Origin of the sequence: Paraburkholderia sp. GAS206C, from assembly GCF_050435645.1 — a bacterium.
GTDB classification, from domain to species: domain Bacteria; phylum Pseudomonadota; class Gammaproteobacteria; order Burkholderiales; family Burkholderiaceae; genus Paraburkholderia; species Paraburkholderia phenazinium_B.
In genome coordinates this window covers 363,594-381,126 of the sequence record NZ_JBNDKR010000009.1, presented here as the reverse complement: position 1 = coordinate 381,126, position 17,533 = coordinate 363,594, and the positions used below count along the sequence as shown (strand labels likewise).

Sequence of the window (17,533 nt, the reverse complement as noted above, 5' to 3'; positions counted from 1 at the left end):
ACGATGGCGTCTGCTTCCAACGAATCGGTACCGTTCGACGTCGCTGCGGCGCAGAGGCTCACGGAGCCTGCGCTACCGTTGGCCGATGGGAATAGCGCGGACGCCGGCAACGACAACGCAAAGTCACGCGTGCCGCCGTTCCATGGCAGCCTGCGCCACTGGCATATCGCAGGTCTCGCACTACCCGTTGCGTTGCTCGTGCTGATCGAAATACTGGTGCGCACGAACGTCGTGCCGGATCATCTCCTACCCGCGCCGAGCACGATTGCGCAGACGTTGTGGCAAATGGGTGCTACGCGCCTCACGCGTCATATTGCGGCCAGTACGCTGCGCGTGCTGGCGGGCTTCGCTATCGGCGCCACGCTAGCTTTAGTCCTCGGTGCCGCGATGGGCCTCAGCCGCCGCCTCGAAGCCCTGCTCGAGCCATGCTTTCAGGCACTGCGCTCGATTCCATCGCTGGCATGGGTGCCCGTGTTGCTGCTGTGGATGGGCATCGACGAGGCTCCCAAGATCACCTTGATTGCAATTGGCGCGTTTTTCCCCGTGCATCTGAGCGTGGTGGCGGGCATTCGCGGCGTCGATCGCAAGCTCGTCGAACTCGGCGCGATCTACCGGCTCACACCCGCCTCACTGTTCAGACGGATTCTCCTGCCCGCCGCGCTGCCGCAAATTTTTACGGGCTTGCGCACAGGCTTGAGCCTCGCATGGATGTTCATGGTCGCCGCCGAACTGATCGCGGCCACCCGCGGCCTCGGCTACATGTTGAGCGATGGCCGTGAAACCGGTCGCCCCGATCTGGTATTCGGCGCAATCATCCTGCTCGCCATACTCGGGAAGCTGAGCGACGGCGCCATGCGCTGGCTGGAAAACAGCGTGCTTGGCTGGCGCGATGCTTTCGACGCGTACAGCGATCAGGCACACGCGCGAGGGAAACGATGAGTAAATCCAGTCAATCGCCCCTGCTGGACGTGCATGTCGAAGCCAAGCACTACACCGCCCGGACGGTGCTCGATCATCTGTCGTTGCGCATCGGACATGGCGAGATTGTGAGCCTGGTCGGTCCCAGCGGCTGCGGCAAAAGTACGTTGCTGCGTATCGTCGCCGGACTGGACCGTCAGTATCACGGCGAAGTGCGTTTGAACGGTGTGCCATTGAGCGGACCTTCGTCGCAGATTGGCGTGATCTTCCAGGAGCCGCGTTTACTGCCGTGGCTGACGGTGGCCGATAACGTCGGCTTCGAGGCAGGTTCTGGCGGCGGACGCGAGCCGCGGGTGGGACAGTTGCTCGTCGAAGTGGGACTGGCAGGTCAAGGGGGCACGTTGCCGAAGGCGCTCTCGGGTGGCATGGCGCAGCGCGTCGCAATCGCTCGCGGATTGTTTTCGCAGCCCGATCTGCTGTTGCTCGACGAACCGTTTAGCGCGGTCGACGCGATGACGCGCATGCGCCTGCAGGCCTTGCTGTTGTCCGTAGTGCGAGCGCACGGCACAGCCGCCCTGCTGGTCACGCACGATCTGGACGAAGCCCTGTATCTAAGCGACCGCGTGCTGCTGATGGCGGCGGCGCCTGGGCGCATCGACCGCGAATATCGCGTCACAAGACCGCGGCCGCGCGACCGGCGCGATCCTGTGCTTACGGATCTGCGTGCGCAGTTGCTCGAACGGCTCGACGCCTTCGAAGCGGTCTAAAGCAATCCAAAGCGATTTGAAACAGGAAGCGGCAAGGCACGCCGCCATTCACAAGACCAACTCCTATGTCTAACCGTCTGACTTGCCACGCAATGAAACAACCTTCCTATCGGCTCTGGCTTCGCACCTTCGCACGGGGCACCGTAATCCGCACCACCCTTCTGCTTGCCGTCGCCCTCGGCGCGAGCGCCGCTCACGCCGACAGCACGCTAGACCGCATTCACGAACGCCACAAAATCGTGGTCGGCGTGATCCTGTCCGGACCGCCGTTCGGCTCGCTCGACCCAGCCACGCAAAAGCCGCTCGGCTTTAACGTCGATCTCGCGGAGAACCTCGCAAAACGCCTTGGCGTGGACATCGAAATGATCCCTGTCCAACCATCCAATCGTGTGCAGTTCCTGCAGCAGGGCAAGGTCGACGCGCTGATCGCCAACATGGAAGTGACTGAGGAGCGCGCGCAGATTCTCGCGTATCCGCCCACACCGTTCGAGGAAATCGGCGGCGCGCTGATCACTCGCAAAGACAGCGGCATCAAGTCATGGAACGACCTGCGCGGCAAGGCCGTGTGCGTTTCGCAAGGCAGCAACTACACGAAACCGCTCGCCGAGCAGTACGGCGCACAGGTGAAGGCGTTCCGCGGCCAGCCCGAATCGCTGCTCGCATTGCGCGGCAACAACTGCGTAGCCGCAGTGCATGTCGCGCCGACCCTGCGCCTGCTGGTCGCACGCAATCCGGACTGGAAGGACTACACGATCCCCGTGTCGAGCGATCTGATCCCCTCGCCCTCGGTAATCTGGGTCCGCAAGGGTGAAACCGATACGCAGAACGCCTTCGAGAAAGTGGTCGAGGACTGGCATCGTTCGGGATGGCTGATCGATACCGAACGTAAAAACGGCATGCAGCCGTCGCAAGCAGTACTCGACCTGCACGCGAAATTCAAGGCACAACCGGCATGAGCCAGGGGCTGCCCGAACAGGCCGTAGCCGCACTCAACAAGTTTGGGCTCGACTACAGTTTCCTGCTCGCCGCCGACGAACGCGCGTCGTTCCTCCACGGCATGCTGGTAACGCTCGAACTTTCCTTGGTGACCGCCTTTTTCAGCCTGATAGCAGGCGTGCTGCTGGCTGCCATGCTGATCTCGCCACGCGCGGCGCTGGCGCGACCCGCGCGCATCTTCGTCGAGGTCACCCGCAACACGCCGACGCTAGTGCAACTCTTTTGCGCGTTTCTCGTGCTAAACATGTTGCTGAGTCAGGCGCTGCGTGAACTAGGTGGCAATCCGTTGACGCCGTTCATCTGGAGCGTCATTGTGATCGCACTGCATAAAGGTGCATTTCACGCGGAAGCGCTACGCGCCGGCATCGAAGCGGTGCCGCGCGCAACGCTCGAAGCCGCGCAATCGCTCGGCTACAGTCGCAGGCAACGGCTATGGAACGTGCAGTTGCCGCTCGCCGTGCGCTTCGCATTGCCGGCTCTCGTCAACAACATGGTCGATCTGGTGAAGATGACCACCATCGCCTCGGCCATCGCAGTCGGTGACGTGACATATGCGTCTATCATGATCTGGACGCAGCGCGACAACGTGCTTGAACTCATGATCCTGATCCTGCTGTTTTTCGGCGCGCTGACGCACGTGGTCAACCGTGCGGGACGCTGGCTCGAAACCCGTCTGAGGATGCCCGGCTATGGCCACTGAGCCGTTCGCTCTCGATGCCGGAGGTGAACGCGGGCGCCGGCCGCGCGCGGTGGTCGCCGTTATCGTGGTGGGCGTGCTCCTCGCGCTGCTCGAACGCGAGCTTGCCGGCCACACTCACAACGTGACGCTGGCTGCGCTCGTCACGTGGGCCCCTGCACTCATCAAGTCCTTGTGGGTCAACGTCGAAATCAGTCTGCTGGCTGTCGCGCTCGGCACCCTGACGGGACTTGCGCTCGGGCCACTGCTGCTGTCGCCGCTGCGTATCGTGCGCGTGCCGGCCCGCATCTACGTGCAGGTGTTTCGCAACGCGCCGCTGCTGGTGCTGATCTACTTCTCGACCTATGTGTTTCCGTTCGAGATTGCGCTCGGCCATCACACGCTGCCATTTCCCGACTGGTTCAAGGTGACGCTCGGCCTCGCCTTGCCGGCGAGCGCCAACGTGGCCGAGATTTTCCGCGGCGCGATCCAGTCGATTCCGCACGCTCAGTGGGACGCCGCGCGTTCGCTCGCCTTCAGCCGCGCCCAGGTGTTCCGCTGGATCATTCTGCCGCAGTGCGTCAAACGCATGCTGCCGCCGTGGATGAACCTGTACGCAAGCATCACGATGGGCACTGCCCTCGCCTCGCTGGTCGGCGTGCACGATCTGCTCGATACCGCTCAGGTCGCGAGCAATACGGTTGCGCGCGCCGACTTCACGGTGCTGGTCTACTTCACCGTACTGGGACTCTTCTTTGTCTACTGCTACCCGATTGCGCGCTTCACGCGACGCCTCGAAAAACGCTATGCCTTTCGTTGATCCCTCCTCCACAGCGAGCGCCGCGGCGCGCCCACTCGTCAGCCTGCGCAACGTACACCTCGCGTTCGGCGCAAATCCGGTGCTTAACGGTATCGATCTTGACGTATTCCGAGGCCAGGCCGTTTCGATCATCGGCCCGTCGGGCTCCGGCAAGTCCACTATCCTGCGCTGTATTACCGGCCTGCTCAAACCGCAAAGCGGCAGCATCGAGGTAGACGGTACGTGCGTCGATCAACTCAATTCGGAGCGCGACGAAATCGAACTGCGCAAGCGCGTGGGTTTTGTGTTTCAGCAGTACAACCTGTTTCCGCATCTGAGCGTGCTGGACAATCTGGTGATGGCACCCGTGCGCATCCTGCGCCGCGACAAGGCGAACGCAACCCGCACGGCCTACGATCTGCTCGAGAAGGTGCGGCTAGCCGACAAGGCCCACGCCTATCCGGGCGAACTGTCGGGCGGCCAGCAACAGCGGGTGGCCATCGCGCGGGCACTCGCCATGCAACCGGATCTGATCCTGTTCGACGAAGTCACGTCGGCGCTCGATCCCGAGACGGTAGGCGAAGTGCTGACCGTGATCCGCGATCTGGTGAGGGACGGCATGACCTGCGTGCTGGTGACGCATGAAATGCGCTTTGCGGAGGAAGTCAGCGATGCGGTGTACTTCACGGAGGCCGGCGTAATCGTCGAACATGGTCCCGCGCAGCGCCTGTTCCGTGAGCCGGCAAGTCCGCGCACCCGGGCGTTCCTGACGCGTTCGCTGACGGCCGCAAACGACCAGCGCAACGCAGCGCGCTACGACGCGGCGCGTGAGACGATCCCGCTCGATCTGCGTAAGTTCGCTATCTGATGTGATGAAGGCCGCGCAGGGGACGCGGCGTATCTGGCAACTCATGCGCACACGCATGTGGCCACATTCCTCGTTACTCGAACTAACGATCAGCGCGCCGCGTAACGACTCGCCGGCCGCGTCAGTCCCAGATGGTCCCGCAGCGTCGTGCCTGAATACTCCGTGCGGAACAGGCCACGCCGCTGCAACTCCGGCACCACCAGTTCGACAAAGTCATCGAGGCCACCCGGGAAATACGGCGGCATGATGTTGAAACCATCCGCACCTTCGCCGACGAACCATTCTTCCAGCGCATCCGCGACCTGGGTCGGCGTGCCCCATACGATACGATGTCCGCGCGCGCCCGCCACCAGGTGATACAACTCACGTAGCGTCAGGTTTTCGCGGCGTGCGAGGTCGGTTAGCAACTTCGCACGGCTTTTCAGTTGCTCCGACTCCGGCAGCTCCGGCAATAGACCGTCGAGCGGAAACTTCGAGACATCGTGACCGAGACGATCGGACAGCAGCGTCAAGGCACCCGACGTATCGGTCCACTGCTGCAACTGGGCATACTTGTCCTTCGCTTCCTGCTCGGTTCTGCCGATCACCGGGAACACGCCTGGCATCACATGCAGTTGCTCACCTTCGCGGCCGAACTTCGCCAGCCTGCCCTTGAGGTCGCGATAGAAGATGCGTGCTTCGTCGAGGGTCTGCTGCGCGGTGAACACTACCTCCGCGGTGCGCGCGGCCAGATCCTGCCCTGGACCCGAGGAGCCCGCCTGAATCACCACGGGGTGACCTTGCGGAGGACGCGATGCGTTCAACGGGCCTTTCACCGAGAAGAAGCGGCCCTCGTGAGCGAGCGTATGCACCTTGGTGGGATCGAAGTAGACGCCGCTTGCCTTGTCGCGCACGAGCGCATCGTCGTCCCAGCTATCCCACAGACCCTTGACCACGTCGACGAATTCACCGGCCATCTCGTACCGCAACGCGTGATCCGGATGATTGCCGCGCGTGAAGTTCGCGGCGGTCCGGTCGTACGAGGTGGTCACGACATTCCATGCGGCACGGCCCTGGCTCAGATGATCGAGCGAGGCAAAGGCACGCGCCACGTGATATGGCTCGCTATACGTCGTCGACGCGGTGGCGGCGAGGCCGATGTGCCGCGTGCCCATCGCAAGCGCCGACAGCAGACACAGCGGCTCGATGCGCATCGCCATCGACGGATGCGCATCCGGCCCGCTCGTCAGGCCGTCGGCGAGAAACACCATATCGAACTTCGCGCGTTCCGCGGTCTGGGTGATCCGCTGCATCAACGCGAGGTTTTCGCTACCGGCCTGCGCGTCGGGATGACGCCAGCCCGCGACGTGGTGACCTGCGCCCTGGATGAAGAGTCCAAGGCGCATCTGGCGCTTTGCGGCTGTGGTGTGAAGGGTACTCATGCTTTGATCTTTGCAAACGTTTCGAAAATGAAGGCGAGTTCGTCCGCGCTCTGCATCGTGTCTACCACGGCTGGCAGCGTGGCGAATCCGGCGTGCTGGTCGACCGCATCCGCGAATTTGGCGGGGAGGTCTGCGGCGCTATAGAGCCGGTCGGTTTTATGGCTGAGCACGGTGCCGTTCTTCAATGTGATCGCGACGGTCGAGAAACGCGTCGACGGATCGGTCGAGGCGCGTGGCGCAGTCTCGTCGTGGGTACGCGACACGCGTGCTGCCAGCGCCGTCAATTCGGCGCGTACCGGCACGTCAGCGAAGGTGGCGACACCCGCCCCGCCATCCGTCAACACAGCGGCCACCGCGTATTCGACGCTGAAGCGCGCTTCGAGACCGGTCGACGGTAGCTCGCCTGATAGTGGCGTATCGCCGCCGGGCGGGAAGGTCACGACCACGCGCTCGATATCCCGCGGTGTCAGTCGATGCGCGGCGCGCAGCGTCAAGGCTGCATGCACGGCATAGTGCGTGGCCGTGCAGCAAGGCCACGGCTTGAAGTAGAGCCCCGGCGCGACAATCTGCCAGGGCGGACCCCAGCCTTCCAGCACCCTCGCAGGCTGCGCTGCGCCGGCTCCGAACACGGAGAAGAAGCCGGTTGGGCCATCCAGAGCACCGGGCGAGCCGTGCAAACCGGCGGCGGCGAGTTGCGCTGCCAGCAGCCCGGCGCGGGCGGCCTGTCCCGCGTGCAGGGGTTTCGCTTCACTGCCGAATTGCAGACGCAGGCCAGCCGATTGCGTCGCGGCAAGCCCCAATGCGTTTTCGATCGCCTCGGCATCCAGCCGCAGCAGGAACGACGCAGCCGCCGCGGCGCCTAGCGTGCCAAGCGTCGCGGTGTTGTGAAAGCCCTGCTCGTAGTGGCGGCTGCCGAGCGCCAGACCGAGCCGCGCCATCGTCTCGACGCCTACCACGTAGGCGGCCAGCACCTCGTTTGCGCTGCTGCGCTGCGTCTGCGCCAGCGCAAACAGCGCCGGTAGCAGGACCGTGCTGGGATGGCCACGCACGCTGCTGTGCACGTCGTCGTAGTCGAGCGCGTGGCCCGCATAGCCGTTGAGCAAGGCTGCATCGAGTGTGCTGACGCTTGCCGGGTAGCCGATCACAGCGGCCTCGCCGCGACTGCCGGCACCGATCACCGCCAGCAGCTTGCGATAACCGGCATCGTCCGCGCCCGCGAAGGCGGCAGCAAGAAAGTCGAGCACACCGAGCCGCGCGGCAGCGATTGCTTCGGTGGAATCAGCGGGTGAGGTACTGGTAATGGCCAGTGCGAGGCGGCGGGTTACGTTGCCGTCAGATTCAGGAGGGGTCAATGTGGATAGGCTGGACATATCGGACAGTGGAGACCTGCAGAGCGCACGCCGGACCCGGCGGAGTTTCCGTTGCCAGAAGACCAACCGGATTCAAGCAGCACGACGAGAAGCATGCGGCATGAGCGTTCAAACGCGCATCGCCAGCATACGGCTATGAGTCGGATGCTAGCGAACGGCGCCGCCTGTCACAAACAAGATTTCCCGCTTTCGATATCGCGTTTACAGCGATGCTGCAACGGAGGCGTCCGCAGCGCCGTTCGGCCAATCCTTGTGCCGTTGTCGGAGGGGCAGGTCACGCCGGCCAGGTGGAGCAGTACGCGCGCTTCACTCCACCCAGGCATCCGGCAAATGCTGCGTCAGCGTCGACACAAAGCGTGCCGTCTCCGCCTCGCGAGGCTGCGTAAAGATCTGCCGCGATGCGCCCGCCTCCACCACGACGCCGTTATTCAGAAACACCACGTCCCGTGCTATGGATGCCGCCAGACGCAGATCATGCGTCGCCATCAGCATCGTCATGCCTTCGCTGGCGAGCTGCCTCAGCACCTCGACCACTTCGGCGGCCAGGCCCGGATCGAGTGCGGAGGTCGGCTCGTCGCACAACAACACCTCCGGCGACGGCGCCAGCGCCCGCGCAATCGCGACACGCTGCTGCTGCCCGCCCGACAGCGTGGCGGGCCACGCATCCGCCTTATGCGCAATGCCGACCTTCGTCAATAGTTCATGCGCCCGCTCGCGCGCCCGTGCCTTGTCCCACTTCTGCACCGTCAGCAGTCCTTCCATCACGTTCTGGATGACCGTCAAATGCGGGAACAACTGGAAGTTCTGAAACACCATGCCCGTGCGGCGCCGGATCGCCAGCACGGCGTCGCGCGCGGGCTTTTGTTCGCGGCTAAATTCGAGCCGCTGGTTACCGAGTTCGAGTGCACCACCCTCGGGGATCTCCAGCAGGTTCACGCAGCGCAATAGCGTGCTCTTGCCGCTGCCCGACGGGCCGATCAAGGCGGTGACGTTGCCGGAGGCAAGCGTCAGATCGACCTTGCTCAACACGCGGTGTTCGCCAAAGAACTTCTCGATCTGTTCGAGCTTGATCATCCGTTACCTGCCTGGAACAATGCATGCCGGCCGAACCGCTGCTCGAGTTTCACTTGCGCCGACGACAACACCGAACTGATCACCAGATAAACGAGTGCCGCCTCCGAGTACAGAATCAGCGGCTCATAGGTAACCGCCGCGATGCGTTGCGCGGCCTGAAACACCTCGGGCACGGTCAGCACGGCCGCAAGCGAAGTGTCCTTAACGAGCGAGATAAACGAATTGGACAACGGCGGCAGCGCAACCCGCGCCGCCTGCGGCAGGATCGCGCGGCGCAGCGCTTCGCCGCGCGTCATCCCCATCGAATAGGCGGCTTCCCACTGCCCTTTCGGAATCGATTCGATCACTCCGCGAATCACTTCGGAGTTATACGCACCCACATTCAACGAGAAACCGATGATGGCCGCCGTCAACGGGTCAAGCACGATCCCGACATTCGGCAGTCCGTAAAAGATCACGAACAGTTGCACCAGCAACGGCGAGCCGCGAATCAGCCAGACATAGAAACGCACGATCGACACTGCCCAGCGTGGCCCGAACAGGCGGATCAGGGCGGCGGCAAACGCCAGCAGCAATCCGAGCGCGAACGAAGCGAGCGTGAGCGGCACAGTAAACACGAGCCCCGCGTAGACGAGGGGCCACAGCGACTGCGCCATCAGATGCAACCAGGCTGGCATGATTCAGACCGTCCCGGCGCTTACTGGGAGACGCCCTTGCCGAAATACTTCGCCGAGATCTTCGCGTACGTGCCGTCCGCCTTGATGTCGGCCAGCGCCTTGTCGATGGCGGCCACCAGTGCCGGGTCGCCCTTGCGCAGCAGCACGGCCGACTGGTCCGCGTCGCTCGAGTTGTCCGTGGCAACGACCTTCACCTGCGCATCCGGCTTGTGCTTCTTGAAGTCGAGGAACGACAGCGAATCGTTGACGGTCGCGTCGACGCGGCCGGAGGTCAGCAGATCGATCGATTCGTTAAAGCCCTGCACGGGCACCACATCGGCGCCATGATCCTTGGCGATCTTGCCGAAATTACTGGTTAATGTGTTGGCCGATTTTTTACCCTTCAGGTCATCGAATGTCTTGATCGTCGTATTGTCCGTGCGCACGATCAGCACCGCGCGGGTCGTAATGTACGGCGTCGAGAAATCGTATTTGGCCTTGCGTGCATCCGTCACCGAGACTTCGTTGATCACCGCGTCGTAGCGGTTCACGTCGAGGCCGGCAATCAGACCGTCCCACTTGCCTTCGACAAACTCCGGCTTGACGCCGAGACGTTGTGCGATTGCAGTCGCGATATCCACGTCGAAGCCCGTCAGCTTGCCCGATTCGTCGTGGTACGTGAAGGGCGCGTAGGTGCCTTCCGTGCCGACCTTGAATACACCGGCCGACTTGATCTGGGCGAGTTCGTCCGCAGCGAACGCAGACGTGACGCTCACGGCCTGCAGCAGTGCAATCAGCAGAATGGAACGAATCGATTTCATGAGAAGGTGCTCCGTAGGTATTGGTATGGAGATTCAGTGCTGCCCGGCTAGCCGCCCCGGCAGAGTGGGCGGACTGTAGCAAAGCGTCTCCATTTCTACAAAGCATCAAGTTTCCGAAGAATATGCGCCATGGTGATAAGCCGCACAGCCGCGCGCTGCGGGGGTTTGGCGCATGTCAGAAGCGCAGCACCTCATCGGCCTTGATGATCGCTTCGGCGATCGTTTCGATGTGCTCGCGCTTGACCATGGCTTGCGAGCGCAACAGGTCGTAGGCCTCCTGCTCGGAGAGATTACGGGTTTCCATCAGGATGGTCTTGGCGCGCTGGATCTGCCGTTGCTCGGCAAGCTTGTCCTCGACGCGCTGTATATAGCGCTCCATTTGCAGGCGATTGCGGTGCTGGTTCAGCGTGACGGCAATCGCCGTCAGCAGGCCGAACGAACGCACCGGCGACGGCACCACGCAATACGCGCCCAATTGCATGACCGCCTCGATGATGATCGGATTCTCGTAACTGACGACGGGAATCACCGGCGGCGCGTTCTTCGCGTTCATCCACGGCAGGCTGACCGAGAGTGTCTCCGGACGGACGGCGAGAAACACGACGTCGGTAGCATCGGGCAACGTGTCGACCGCGGGCCAGATCATCTGAACCTTGCAGCCGATGCGGCACAGTTGTCCAAGCAGCTCTTCGCCGTCCTGATCCTGAGGATGAATGGCCAGCACGCTGAGCGAGCGGATATCGCGAAGCGCCTGAGGGGTACGGGAAGACGAGCGCTGCTTCATGACCGCACCTCGTCGGGGCCACCATGTGGGGCTGCCTCATCGACCAGCGAGTGCGAAATGACAAACGGGTCCGCGCGCGTCCACCCCGGCGAATCGCTCAGGATATCGAACTGGCCATGCCGGTTCAGGCGCCCGATTCGAGGATGCAGATAGGTGTGGTGATTGTGTTCGTCGATCCGGATACGCCCCTGCGGCGCATTCAGCTCGAGCCCCGGCAACGTCTTGAGCAAGGCGTTGGTGTCGTCGCCACCGGTAATGCGCATCGCGTTGGCGAGCACGTGCATCTGAAAGTAAGCGGCCTCCCAGCACATGTCGGTGACGACGCCATCGCCGAAGCGCCGGTGATAGTTGGCGAGGCAACGCTGATTGACCGGATCGCTCACCGATTGAAAGTAGGTCGCCGCAGTGATGTGCCCTTCGCCAAGCGCGGCGCCCATCGCCGCCACTTCCGTTTCACTGGTTGTCAGGCTCGCAATCGGGGTCTTGTAAGGATCGAGACCCGCCTCCGCAAACGCGCGATACATGTGCGAGATCCCGCTGCCCACCACGGTCGAAAAGACGAAGTCGGGCGCCTGCGCCGCGATCTTCTTCGCTACGCTCAGATAGCTGGACCAGCCGGCATCGAGAGGCAGATAGATTTCTTCGAGCTTCTCGCCGCCGCGCTCGAACACGAGATCGCTCATGATGCGATTCGACTCGTAAGGGTAAATGTAATCCGAGCCGACCATGAACACACGAGATCCGAATTGCCCGAGCATATAGTCCGCGAGCGGCAGACTGTTCTGGTTCGGTGCGGCGCCGGTGTAAATCACATTGCGGCTGTACTCGAATCCTTCATAGAGTGTCGGGTAGAACAGCAAGGCATTGTGCCGCTCGACGATTGGAATCACCGCCTTGCGCGTGCTCGACATATAGCAACCCACCACGACGCGAATCTGTTCCTCGACGATCAACTGCTGGATAAGCGCGGCATAACGGGCCGGCGTCGAAGCGGGATCGCGAAACACCAGTTGCAACTCACGGCCATTGATGCCGCCGGCAAGGTTGATTTCCTCGGCCGCCAGAATCGTTGCGCGCTGCTGCGACAACTCGATCGGAGCGGTCACGCCGGACGAGGAGAACAGCACGCCGACCTTGATCGGCCCATTGGATGATGAGGTCATATTTCAGCCAGAAAGTGACGGCAGGTTGAGCGGCCCACCAGCGCGCAGCGTTGTGCACGACTCCGGTTCCATGCACGGGCATTGTGCGCGTTCACACCAGCTTGGGGAACACGCGGCACGGCAAAACGATGAAGCCGGAAAGACGATCGCTGCCTGCGAGCTGACGGTAATGTACCGAACCAAAAGGCGTTGCGCGTGAATTGCGTGCTTGAGGACGCCTGCAAATTTGCGCACACAACACCGATGGCACAGCTTTTGCGTTATCGCTGCTCGTGATCGAGTGTGGAGCCGAGACCTGCACCCTCGATCCTAACGAGTTTCGTTGTGCGAGACAAAGGCGTCTTGCATGACACCGGCCAAAAAAGCCCGAAAACCAGCTAACCGCTGGTTTCGGGCTTTTTTTTGTCTTCAACTTTTGTGAAGGGCGCCATGAAGAACAATAGACGTGACTTTTTGAAGACCGCGATCGCCACTGCCGCTGCCGGCGCCATCCCGGGTTCGCTGATGCTGGCCTCGCGTGCTGCCTCGGCGGCAGACCCGGTGAAGGTCGGCATCCTGCATTCGTTGACGGGGACAGTCGCGATTGCCGAAGCACACGTGGTCGATGCCGAGAAACTCGCGATCGACGAAATCAACGCCGCGGGCGGCGTGCTAGGCCGCCCGATCCAGCCCATCGTCGAAGACGGCGCCAGCGATTGGCCGACCTTCGCCGAGAAGGCTCAAAAGCTGGTGGAAAGCGACAAGGTCGCCGCCGTGTTCGGCTGCTACACATCGGCCTCGCGCAAGGCCGTGTTGCCCGTGTTCGAACGCTATAACGGTCTGCTCTACTATCCGACGTACTACGAAGGACTCGAGATGTCGAAGAACATCATGTACACGGGTCAGGAGGCCACGCAATCGGTGATACCGGCCGTCAACTGGCTCGCCAAAAACAAGGGCAAAAAGTTTTACCTGATCGGTTCGGACTACATCTGGCCGCGCACCACCAACCGTATCGCGCATCCGACCATTGCGAAGGCAGGCGGCACCGTCGTGGGCGAAGACTACTTCCCCCTCGGCACGGTCGAGTTCTCGTCGGTTATCAACAAGATCAAGGCCGCCAAGCCCGACGTGATTCTCTCGACGATCGTCGGCGGCTCGAATGTGGCGTTCTACAAGCAGCTGAACTCGGTCGGCATCACCGGCCAGAACCAGCCGATCATGGCGCTCGCCGTGACCGAAGAAGAAGCCATCGGTATCGGCCGCGACAACCTGACCGGCGTGCTCTCGTGCATGGGCTACTTCCAGAGCGTGCAGAACCCGGTGAACGCGAAGTTCGTCCCGGCGTTCAAGGCGAAGTACGGCGCGGACCGCGTGATCGGCGACACGATGGAAGCCGCCTATACCTCCGTGTACCTGTGGAAGCTCGCGGCGGAAAAGGCCAAAAGCTTCGACGTGGAAAAGGTGGTCGCGGCGTCGTCGAATCTCGGCTGGGATGCACCGGAAGGACAGATCCATTTCCACGTCAGCAATCATCACCTGTGGAAGCACGCACGAATCGGCGCCTTCAAACCCGACGGACAGGTCGACATTCTGTACGAGTCGCCGCTGATCGAGCCGAACCCATTCCCGAAACTGGGCTAAGGAAAGGCTCGTGCGTTACCCGGGCGACGATGGGCATGCTAACCCATCGCGCCTTGTCTTCCAGGCATCCTTTCCGGCAAAAGAACTGCGATGACTCTCGATACTTTTCTAACCCAGGTCTTCAACGGCCTGTCGCTCTTCACCGTGCTGGCACTGATGGCAATCGGTCTTGCGATCGTGTTCGGCCTGATGGGCGTCATCAACATGGCGCACGGCGAGCTGATGGCGCTCGGTGCGTACATGACCTATCTGACTTCGATCGTGTTCGCCCGCTATCTGCCTTCGCTGATGGGCGCTTATTTTCTGGTCGGGATCGTGGTGGCGTTCGTGGTGACGGGCGCGGTCGGCTTTGTGCTGGAACGCGCGATGATCCGCTTTCTCTACCACCGGCCGCTCGACACCATGCTGGCCACCTGGGGCTTGTCGCTGGTACTGCAGCAACTCTACCGGCAGGTATTCGGCCCCATCGATGTGAGCGTGCCCACCGTGACGTGGCTGCAGGGCGCATGGAATCCGACACCCGGTATGGCGATTCCGCTCTCGCGCATCTTTATCATCGGTCTCACGCTGGCGGTGGCGCTCGCGGTGTACCTGTTTCTGTTTCGCAGCCGCTGGGGCCTGCGGATCCGCTCCGTGATGCAGAACCGCGCGATGGCAGGCGCCGCCGGCATCAACACCGAACGCGTGGACGCCGTCACCTTCGCGGTGGGCTGCGGCCTCGCTGGCATTGCTGGCAGCGCCCTCACGATGCTCGCCTCGACCGGTCCGGTCACCGGGCAGCAATACATTGTGGACACCTTCATCGTGGTGGTGTTCGGCGGCGTCGAGAGCCTTGTCGGCACCTTCCTCTCGGCGTTCTCGATCGGACAGTTGCAATCGATGTTCGAACTGGTCCTGAGCGGTTCGATGGCGAAAGCGGCCATTCTGCTGCTGGTGATCGTCGCACTGTATTTCCGGCCCAACGGGCTCTTCGCACTCAAGGCTCGCCGCTAACATGAAAGACCTTCCGATTTCATCGCCGCGCACATCGAATCCGCCGGCAGCGGCACTCAGCCCCGGTTTGCGTGCGACGCTGCTGCTCGAACGCTATTCCGTCGTGATTCTCGCGCTGCTCCTGCTGGTTGCCATTCCTGCGGTGTCCGGCTCCTTCCGCCTCGGCCTGTTCGCGAAGTATCTGAGCTTCGCGTTCTGCGCAGCCGGGCTCGTGCTCACCTGGGGTTACGGCGGCATTCTGAGTCTGGGACAAGGCATTTTCTTCGGTCTCGGCAGCTACATGATGGCGATGTACATGAAGCTCGAGGCAACCTCAGCCGATCCTGCCGCCGCAGTCTTCGGCAACGGTGGACCGCCCGTGCCTGACTTCATGACGTGGAACAGCATCGACAAGCTGCCCTGGTGGTGGGCGCCCTTTGAGCACGCGTGGTTTGCCCTGCCCGCCATCGTGATCCTGCCGACGCTGCTCGCCTTTATCCTCGCATACGCGAACTTCCGCAAGCGAGTGGGCGGCGTGTACTTTTCGATCGTGACGCTCGCGCTGGCGTCGATCATGTCGATCGTGATCATCGGTCAACAGGGTTACACCGGCGGCATCAACGGCATCACGAATCTGCCCACCTTCATGGGTTACAGCGTGCAAAGCGACACTGCTGTCTACCTGCTCTACTACGTGAGCGCATGCCTGTTGCTGGCGGCGATCCTCGCCGGCCGCTTTATTCTGAAGAGCCGTCTCGGCAAGGTACTGATCGCAATTCGCGACCGTGAGGACCGCATCCGTTTCTCGGGCTACGACCCCGCCCTATTCAAGGGCTTCATCTTCGCCGTGGCAGCGTTGTTCTCGGCCATCGGCGGCGCGATGTTCACGCTGCAGGTCGGCTTCGCCTCACCGTCGGTGTGCGGCATCGTGCCTTCGATCGAGATGGTGATCTACGCGGCGGTGGGCGGACGATTGTCGCTGGTGGGCGCAGTATATGGCGCGATCCTGGTCGGCGCGGCCAAGAGCTTTCTCTCCGAAAACTTTGTTGGCTTCTGGCTGTACCTGATCGGCGGCCTCTTTATCTTCGTGCCGATGTTCCTGCCCAAGGGGCTCGCCGGTGTCATCGAATGGCTGCGCGAACGTCAGGGAGCCGCCCAATGACCCAGATGATTCTTTCGGTCGAGAACCTGACGGTGTCGTTCGACGGCTTCAAGGCGGTCGACGATCTCAACTTCTACGTCGAAGAAAACGAACTGCACGTCGTGATCGGCCCCAACGGCGCCGGCAAGACCACGCTGCTCGACATGATCTGCGGCAAGACGAAACCGACCTACGGAACGATCGCCTTCAAAGGTTTGAACCTCGAGCGCATGCTCGAATATCAAATCACCCGTGCGGGTGTAGGTCGCAAATTCCAGAATCCGCTCGTCTACGAAGATCTGACCGTGGCCGAGAATCTGGAAATCTCTTACCCGAAGAAGCGCGACGTGATCGGCTGTCTGTTCTTTCACCGTGATGAGACCGTGCGCGATGAAATCGACCGCATCGCGCACATGATCTTCCTCGCCGACCAGCTCGACCGCAAGGCCGCGCAGTTATCCCACGGCCAGAAGCAATGGCTCGAAATCGGCATGCTGCTGATGCAGAACCCAGAACTGCTGCTGCTCGACGAGCCCGTTGCCGGCATGAGCGCGAAGGAGCGCGAGCAAACGGGCGCGCTGCTGCGCGAGATTGCCAAGGGACGCTCGGTGGTGGTTATCGAACACGACATGGAATTCGTGAAATCGGTCGCTCACAAGGTGACGGTTCTGCACCAGGGCAAGAAGCTTGCCGAAGGCACGATGGACCAGGTGCAAAACGACCCCCGTGTGATTGAAGTCTATCTGGGACATTGAATATGCTCGCGATCCAGAATCTCAACGTGTTCTACGGCGAAAGCCATATTCTTCACGACCTCAGTTTCGAGCTGATGTCCGGCGAAACCATTGCTGTGATGGGCCGCAACGGCATGGGCAAGACCACCCTGCTGAAGTCGCTGATCGGTATGATCCCTTCGCGCAGCGGCGAAATCAACCTGGGCGGACGCAATCTGGCAGGAACGAAAAGTTACGAGCGGGTTGCCGCGGGCTTCGGGTATGTGCCGCAAGGCCGGATGATCTTTCCGTACCTAAGCGTGGAAGAAAATATCCTCACCGGCATGGACCGGGTCCGTAAGCCGAAGATTCCAGAGTACATCTATGAGTCGTTCCCCGTGCTTTGGGAAATGCGCGCCCGGCGCGGCGGCAATCTCTCCGGCGGCCAGCAACAGCAGCTTGCGATCGCCCGCGCCCTCGTTTCCGAGCCCAAAGTGCTGATTCTCGACGAGCCCACAGAAGGCATCCAGCCGTCGATCATCAAGGACATCGCCCGCGCGCTCAATCGCCTGAAGAAGGAACGCAATTTCGCCTTGATCGTCTCCGAGCAGGTGCTGAACTTCACGCTCGAGATTGCTGATCGCTTTCTCATCATCGAGAAGGGTCGCTTCGTGCACAGCGACCGGCGTGAGAACGTCGACGCAGAACGGATCATGCGCTATCTGACCATCTGAATTCACGACACTCCCCTGCGGGAGTGCACCCTTACCA

18 protein-coding genes are annotated in these 17,533 nt (G+C 61.9%); 11 read left to right on the top strand and 7 right to left on the bottom strand.

Annotated features, from left to right (window positions below):
* Positions 1–3 precede the first annotated feature (3 nt).
* The 6 genes from P3T20_RS26365 (at position 4) to P3T20_RS26340 (ending at position 5,024) form a co-directional block, all read left to right on the top strand.
* Positions 4–939 carry an ABC transporter permease gene (locus P3T20_RS26365; RefSeq protein ID WP_083611379.1) on the top strand — a complete coding sequence of 312 codons (936 nt, stop codon included), beginning with the start codon at positions 4–6 and terminating at the stop codon, positions 937–939.
* A complete protein-coding gene (locus P3T20_RS26360; RefSeq protein WP_074264058.1) occupies positions 936–1,685 on the top strand; it encodes an ABC transporter ATP-binding protein in 750 nt (249 codons plus the stop codon). Before P3T20_RS26365 ends, P3T20_RS26360 begins: the two co-directional genes overlap by 4 nt.
* A gap of 92 nt (positions 1,686–1,777) precedes the next feature.
* On the top strand, positions 1,778–2,641 hold the full coding sequence (locus tag P3T20_RS26355) for a transporter substrate-binding domain-containing protein (RefSeq protein ID WP_074264057.1): 864 nt from the start codon (positions 1,778–1,780) through the stop codon (positions 2,639–2,641).
* A complete protein-coding gene (locus P3T20_RS26350) occupies positions 2,638–3,381 on the top strand; it encodes an amino acid ABC transporter permease (protein ID WP_074264056.1) in 744 nt (247 codons plus the stop codon). Before P3T20_RS26355 ends, P3T20_RS26350 begins: the two co-directional genes overlap by 4 nt.
* Complete coding sequence (locus P3T20_RS26345; protein WP_074264055.1) at positions 3,371–4,177, top strand: amino acid ABC transporter permease; 807 nt, start codon at positions 3,371–3,373, stop codon at positions 4,175–4,177. The genes P3T20_RS26350 and P3T20_RS26345 overlap by 11 nt, the downstream gene beginning before the upstream one ends.
* Positions 4,164–5,024 (top strand): amino acid ABC transporter ATP-binding protein, encoded by an 861-nt coding sequence (locus P3T20_RS26340; RefSeq protein WP_074264054.1) that lies wholly within the window; start codon positions 4,164–4,166, stop codon positions 5,022–5,024. The genes P3T20_RS26345 and P3T20_RS26340 overlap by 14 nt, the downstream gene beginning before the upstream one ends.
* Before the next feature lie 89 nt (positions 5,025–5,113).
* Here the strand turns inward: P3T20_RS26340 and P3T20_RS26335 are convergent, their stop codons facing one another.
* The 7 genes from P3T20_RS26335 to P3T20_RS26305 form a co-directional block, all read right to left on the bottom strand.
* The gene (locus tag P3T20_RS26335) at positions 5,114–6,445 is read right to left on the bottom strand and encodes an LLM class flavin-dependent oxidoreductase (protein WP_074264053.1); all 1,332 of its coding nucleotides are present in this window, start codon (positions 6,443–6,445) and stop codon (positions 5,114–5,116) included.
* The gene (locus P3T20_RS26330; RefSeq protein ID WP_074264052.1) at positions 6,442–7,815 is read right to left on the bottom strand and encodes an MmgE/PrpD family protein; all 1,374 of its coding nucleotides are present in this window, start codon (positions 7,813–7,815) and stop codon (positions 6,442–6,444) included. The genes P3T20_RS26335 and P3T20_RS26330 overlap by 4 nt, the downstream gene beginning before the upstream one ends.
* 306 nt (positions 7,816–8,121) lie before the next feature.
* Positions 8,122–8,889 (bottom strand): amino acid ABC transporter ATP-binding protein, encoded by a 768-nt coding sequence (locus P3T20_RS26325; protein ID WP_074264051.1) that lies wholly within the window; start codon positions 8,887–8,889, stop codon positions 8,122–8,124.
* A complete protein-coding gene (locus P3T20_RS26320; RefSeq protein ID WP_074264050.1) occupies positions 8,886–9,566 on the bottom strand; it encodes an ABC transporter permease subunit in 681 nt (226 codons plus the stop codon). The genes P3T20_RS26325 and P3T20_RS26320 overlap by 4 nt, the downstream gene beginning before the upstream one ends.
* A 20-nt stretch (positions 9,567–9,586) precedes the next feature.
* A complete protein-coding gene (locus P3T20_RS26315) occupies positions 9,587–10,366 on the bottom strand; it encodes an amino acid ABC transporter substrate-binding protein (protein ID WP_074264049.1) in 780 nt (259 codons plus the stop codon).
* 175 nt (positions 10,367–10,541) lie between these two features.
* Complete coding sequence (locus tag P3T20_RS26310; protein WP_074264048.1) at positions 10,542–11,150, bottom strand: ANTAR domain-containing response regulator; 609 nt, start codon at positions 11,148–11,150, stop codon at positions 10,542–10,544.
* Positions 11,147–12,313 carry a transporter substrate-binding domain-containing protein gene (locus P3T20_RS26305; RefSeq protein ID WP_429288277.1) on the bottom strand — a complete coding sequence of 389 codons (1,167 nt, stop codon included), beginning with the start codon at positions 12,311–12,313 and terminating at the stop codon, positions 11,147–11,149. Before P3T20_RS26305 ends, P3T20_RS26310 begins: the two co-directional genes overlap by 4 nt.
* 429 nt (positions 12,314–12,742) lie before the next feature.
* Here P3T20_RS26305 and urtA point away from each other — a divergent pair, with 429 nt between their 5' ends.
* The 5 genes from urtA (at position 12,743) to urtE (ending at position 17,496) form a co-directional block, all read left to right on the top strand.
* Complete coding sequence (urtA, locus tag P3T20_RS26300; RefSeq protein ID WP_074264046.1) at positions 12,743–13,936, top strand: urea ABC transporter substrate-binding protein; 1,194 nt, start codon at positions 12,743–12,745, stop codon at positions 13,934–13,936.
* Between the two features lie 90 nt (positions 13,937–14,026).
* The gene (gene urtB, locus P3T20_RS26295; RefSeq protein ID WP_429288276.1) at positions 14,027–14,929 is read left to right on the top strand and encodes an urea ABC transporter permease subunit UrtB; all 903 of its coding nucleotides are present in this window, start codon (positions 14,027–14,029) and stop codon (positions 14,927–14,929) included.
* 1 nt (position 14,930) lies between these two features.
* On the top strand, positions 14,931–16,070 hold the full coding sequence (gene urtC, locus P3T20_RS26290; RefSeq protein WP_074264044.1) for an urea ABC transporter permease subunit UrtC: 1,140 nt from the start codon (positions 14,931–14,933) through the stop codon (positions 16,068–16,070).
* Positions 16,067–16,804 (top strand): urea ABC transporter ATP-binding protein UrtD, encoded by a 738-nt coding sequence (urtD, locus tag P3T20_RS26285; RefSeq protein WP_074264043.1) that lies wholly within the window; start codon positions 16,067–16,069, stop codon positions 16,802–16,804. Before urtC ends, urtD begins: the two co-directional genes overlap by 4 nt.
* Before the next feature lie 2 nt (positions 16,805–16,806).
* Positions 16,807–17,496: an urea ABC transporter ATP-binding subunit UrtE gene (gene urtE / locus P3T20_RS26280; RefSeq protein ID WP_074264042.1), complete on the top strand. Its 690-nt coding sequence runs from the start codon at positions 16,807–16,809 to the stop codon at positions 17,494–17,496.
* Positions 17,497–17,533: the final 37 nt, after the last annotated feature.

Excerpts from the sequence above, each read along its gene's own strand:
- P3T20_RS26305 (WP_429288277.1), bottom strand. The coding sequence starts at position 12,313 with ATGACCTCATCATCCAATGGGCCGATCAAGGTCGGCGTGCTGTTCTCC.
- P3T20_RS26340 (WP_074264054.1), top strand. The coding sequence starts at position 4,164 with ATGCCTTTCGTTGATCCCTCCTCCACAGCGAGCGCCGCGGCGCGCCCA.
- urtA (WP_074264046.1), top strand. The coding sequence starts at position 12,743 with ATGAAGAACAATAGACGTGACTTTTTGAAGACCGCGATCGCCACTGCC.
- P3T20_RS26330 (WP_074264052.1), bottom strand. The coding sequence starts at position 7,815 with ATGTCCAGCCTATCCACATTGACCCCTCCTGAATCTGACGGCAACGTA.
- P3T20_RS26350 (WP_074264056.1), top strand. The coding sequence starts at position 2,638 with ATGAGCCAGGGGCTGCCCGAACAGGCCGTAGCCGCACTCAACAAGTTT.
- P3T20_RS26355 (WP_074264057.1), top strand. The coding sequence starts at position 1,778 with ATGAAACAACCTTCCTATCGGCTCTGGCTTCGCACCTTCGCACGGGGC.
- urtB (WP_429288276.1), top strand. The coding sequence starts at position 14,027 with ATGACTCTCGATACTTTTCTAACCCAGGTCTTCAACGGCCTGTCGCTC.
- P3T20_RS26320 (WP_074264050.1), bottom strand. The coding sequence starts at position 9,566 with ATGCCAGCCTGGTTGCATCTGATGGCGCAGTCGCTGTGGCCCCTCGTC.
- P3T20_RS26315 (WP_074264049.1), bottom strand. The coding sequence starts at position 10,366 with ATGAAATCGATTCGTTCCATTCTGCTGATTGCACTGCTGCAGGCCGTG.
- P3T20_RS26310 (WP_074264048.1), bottom strand. The coding sequence starts at position 11,150 with ATGAAGCAGCGCTCGTCTTCCCGTACCCCTCAGGCGCTTCGCGATATC.
- urtE (WP_074264042.1), top strand. The coding sequence starts at position 16,807 with ATGCTCGCGATCCAGAATCTCAACGTGTTCTACGGCGAAAGCCATATT.
- P3T20_RS26325 (WP_074264051.1), bottom strand. The coding sequence starts at position 8,889 with ATGATCAAGCTCGAACAGATCGAGAAGTTCTTTGGCGAACACCGCGTG.
- P3T20_RS26335 (WP_074264053.1), bottom strand. The coding sequence starts at position 6,445 with ATGAGTACCCTTCACACCACAGCCGCAAAGCGCCAGATGCGCCTTGGA.
- P3T20_RS26365 (WP_083611379.1), top strand. The coding sequence starts at position 4 with ATGGCGTCTGCTTCCAACGAATCGGTACCGTTCGACGTCGCTGCGGCG.
- P3T20_RS26345 (WP_074264055.1), top strand. The coding sequence starts at position 3,371 with ATGGCCACTGAGCCGTTCGCTCTCGATGCCGGAGGTGAACGCGGGCGC.
- P3T20_RS26360 (WP_074264058.1), top strand. The coding sequence starts at position 936 with ATGAGTAAATCCAGTCAATCGCCCCTGCTGGACGTGCATGTCGAAGCC.
- urtD (WP_074264043.1), top strand. The coding sequence starts at position 16,067 with ATGACCCAGATGATTCTTTCGGTCGAGAACCTGACGGTGTCGTTCGAC.
- urtC (WP_074264044.1), top strand. The coding sequence starts at position 14,931 with ATGAAAGACCTTCCGATTTCATCGCCGCGCACATCGAATCCGCCGGCA.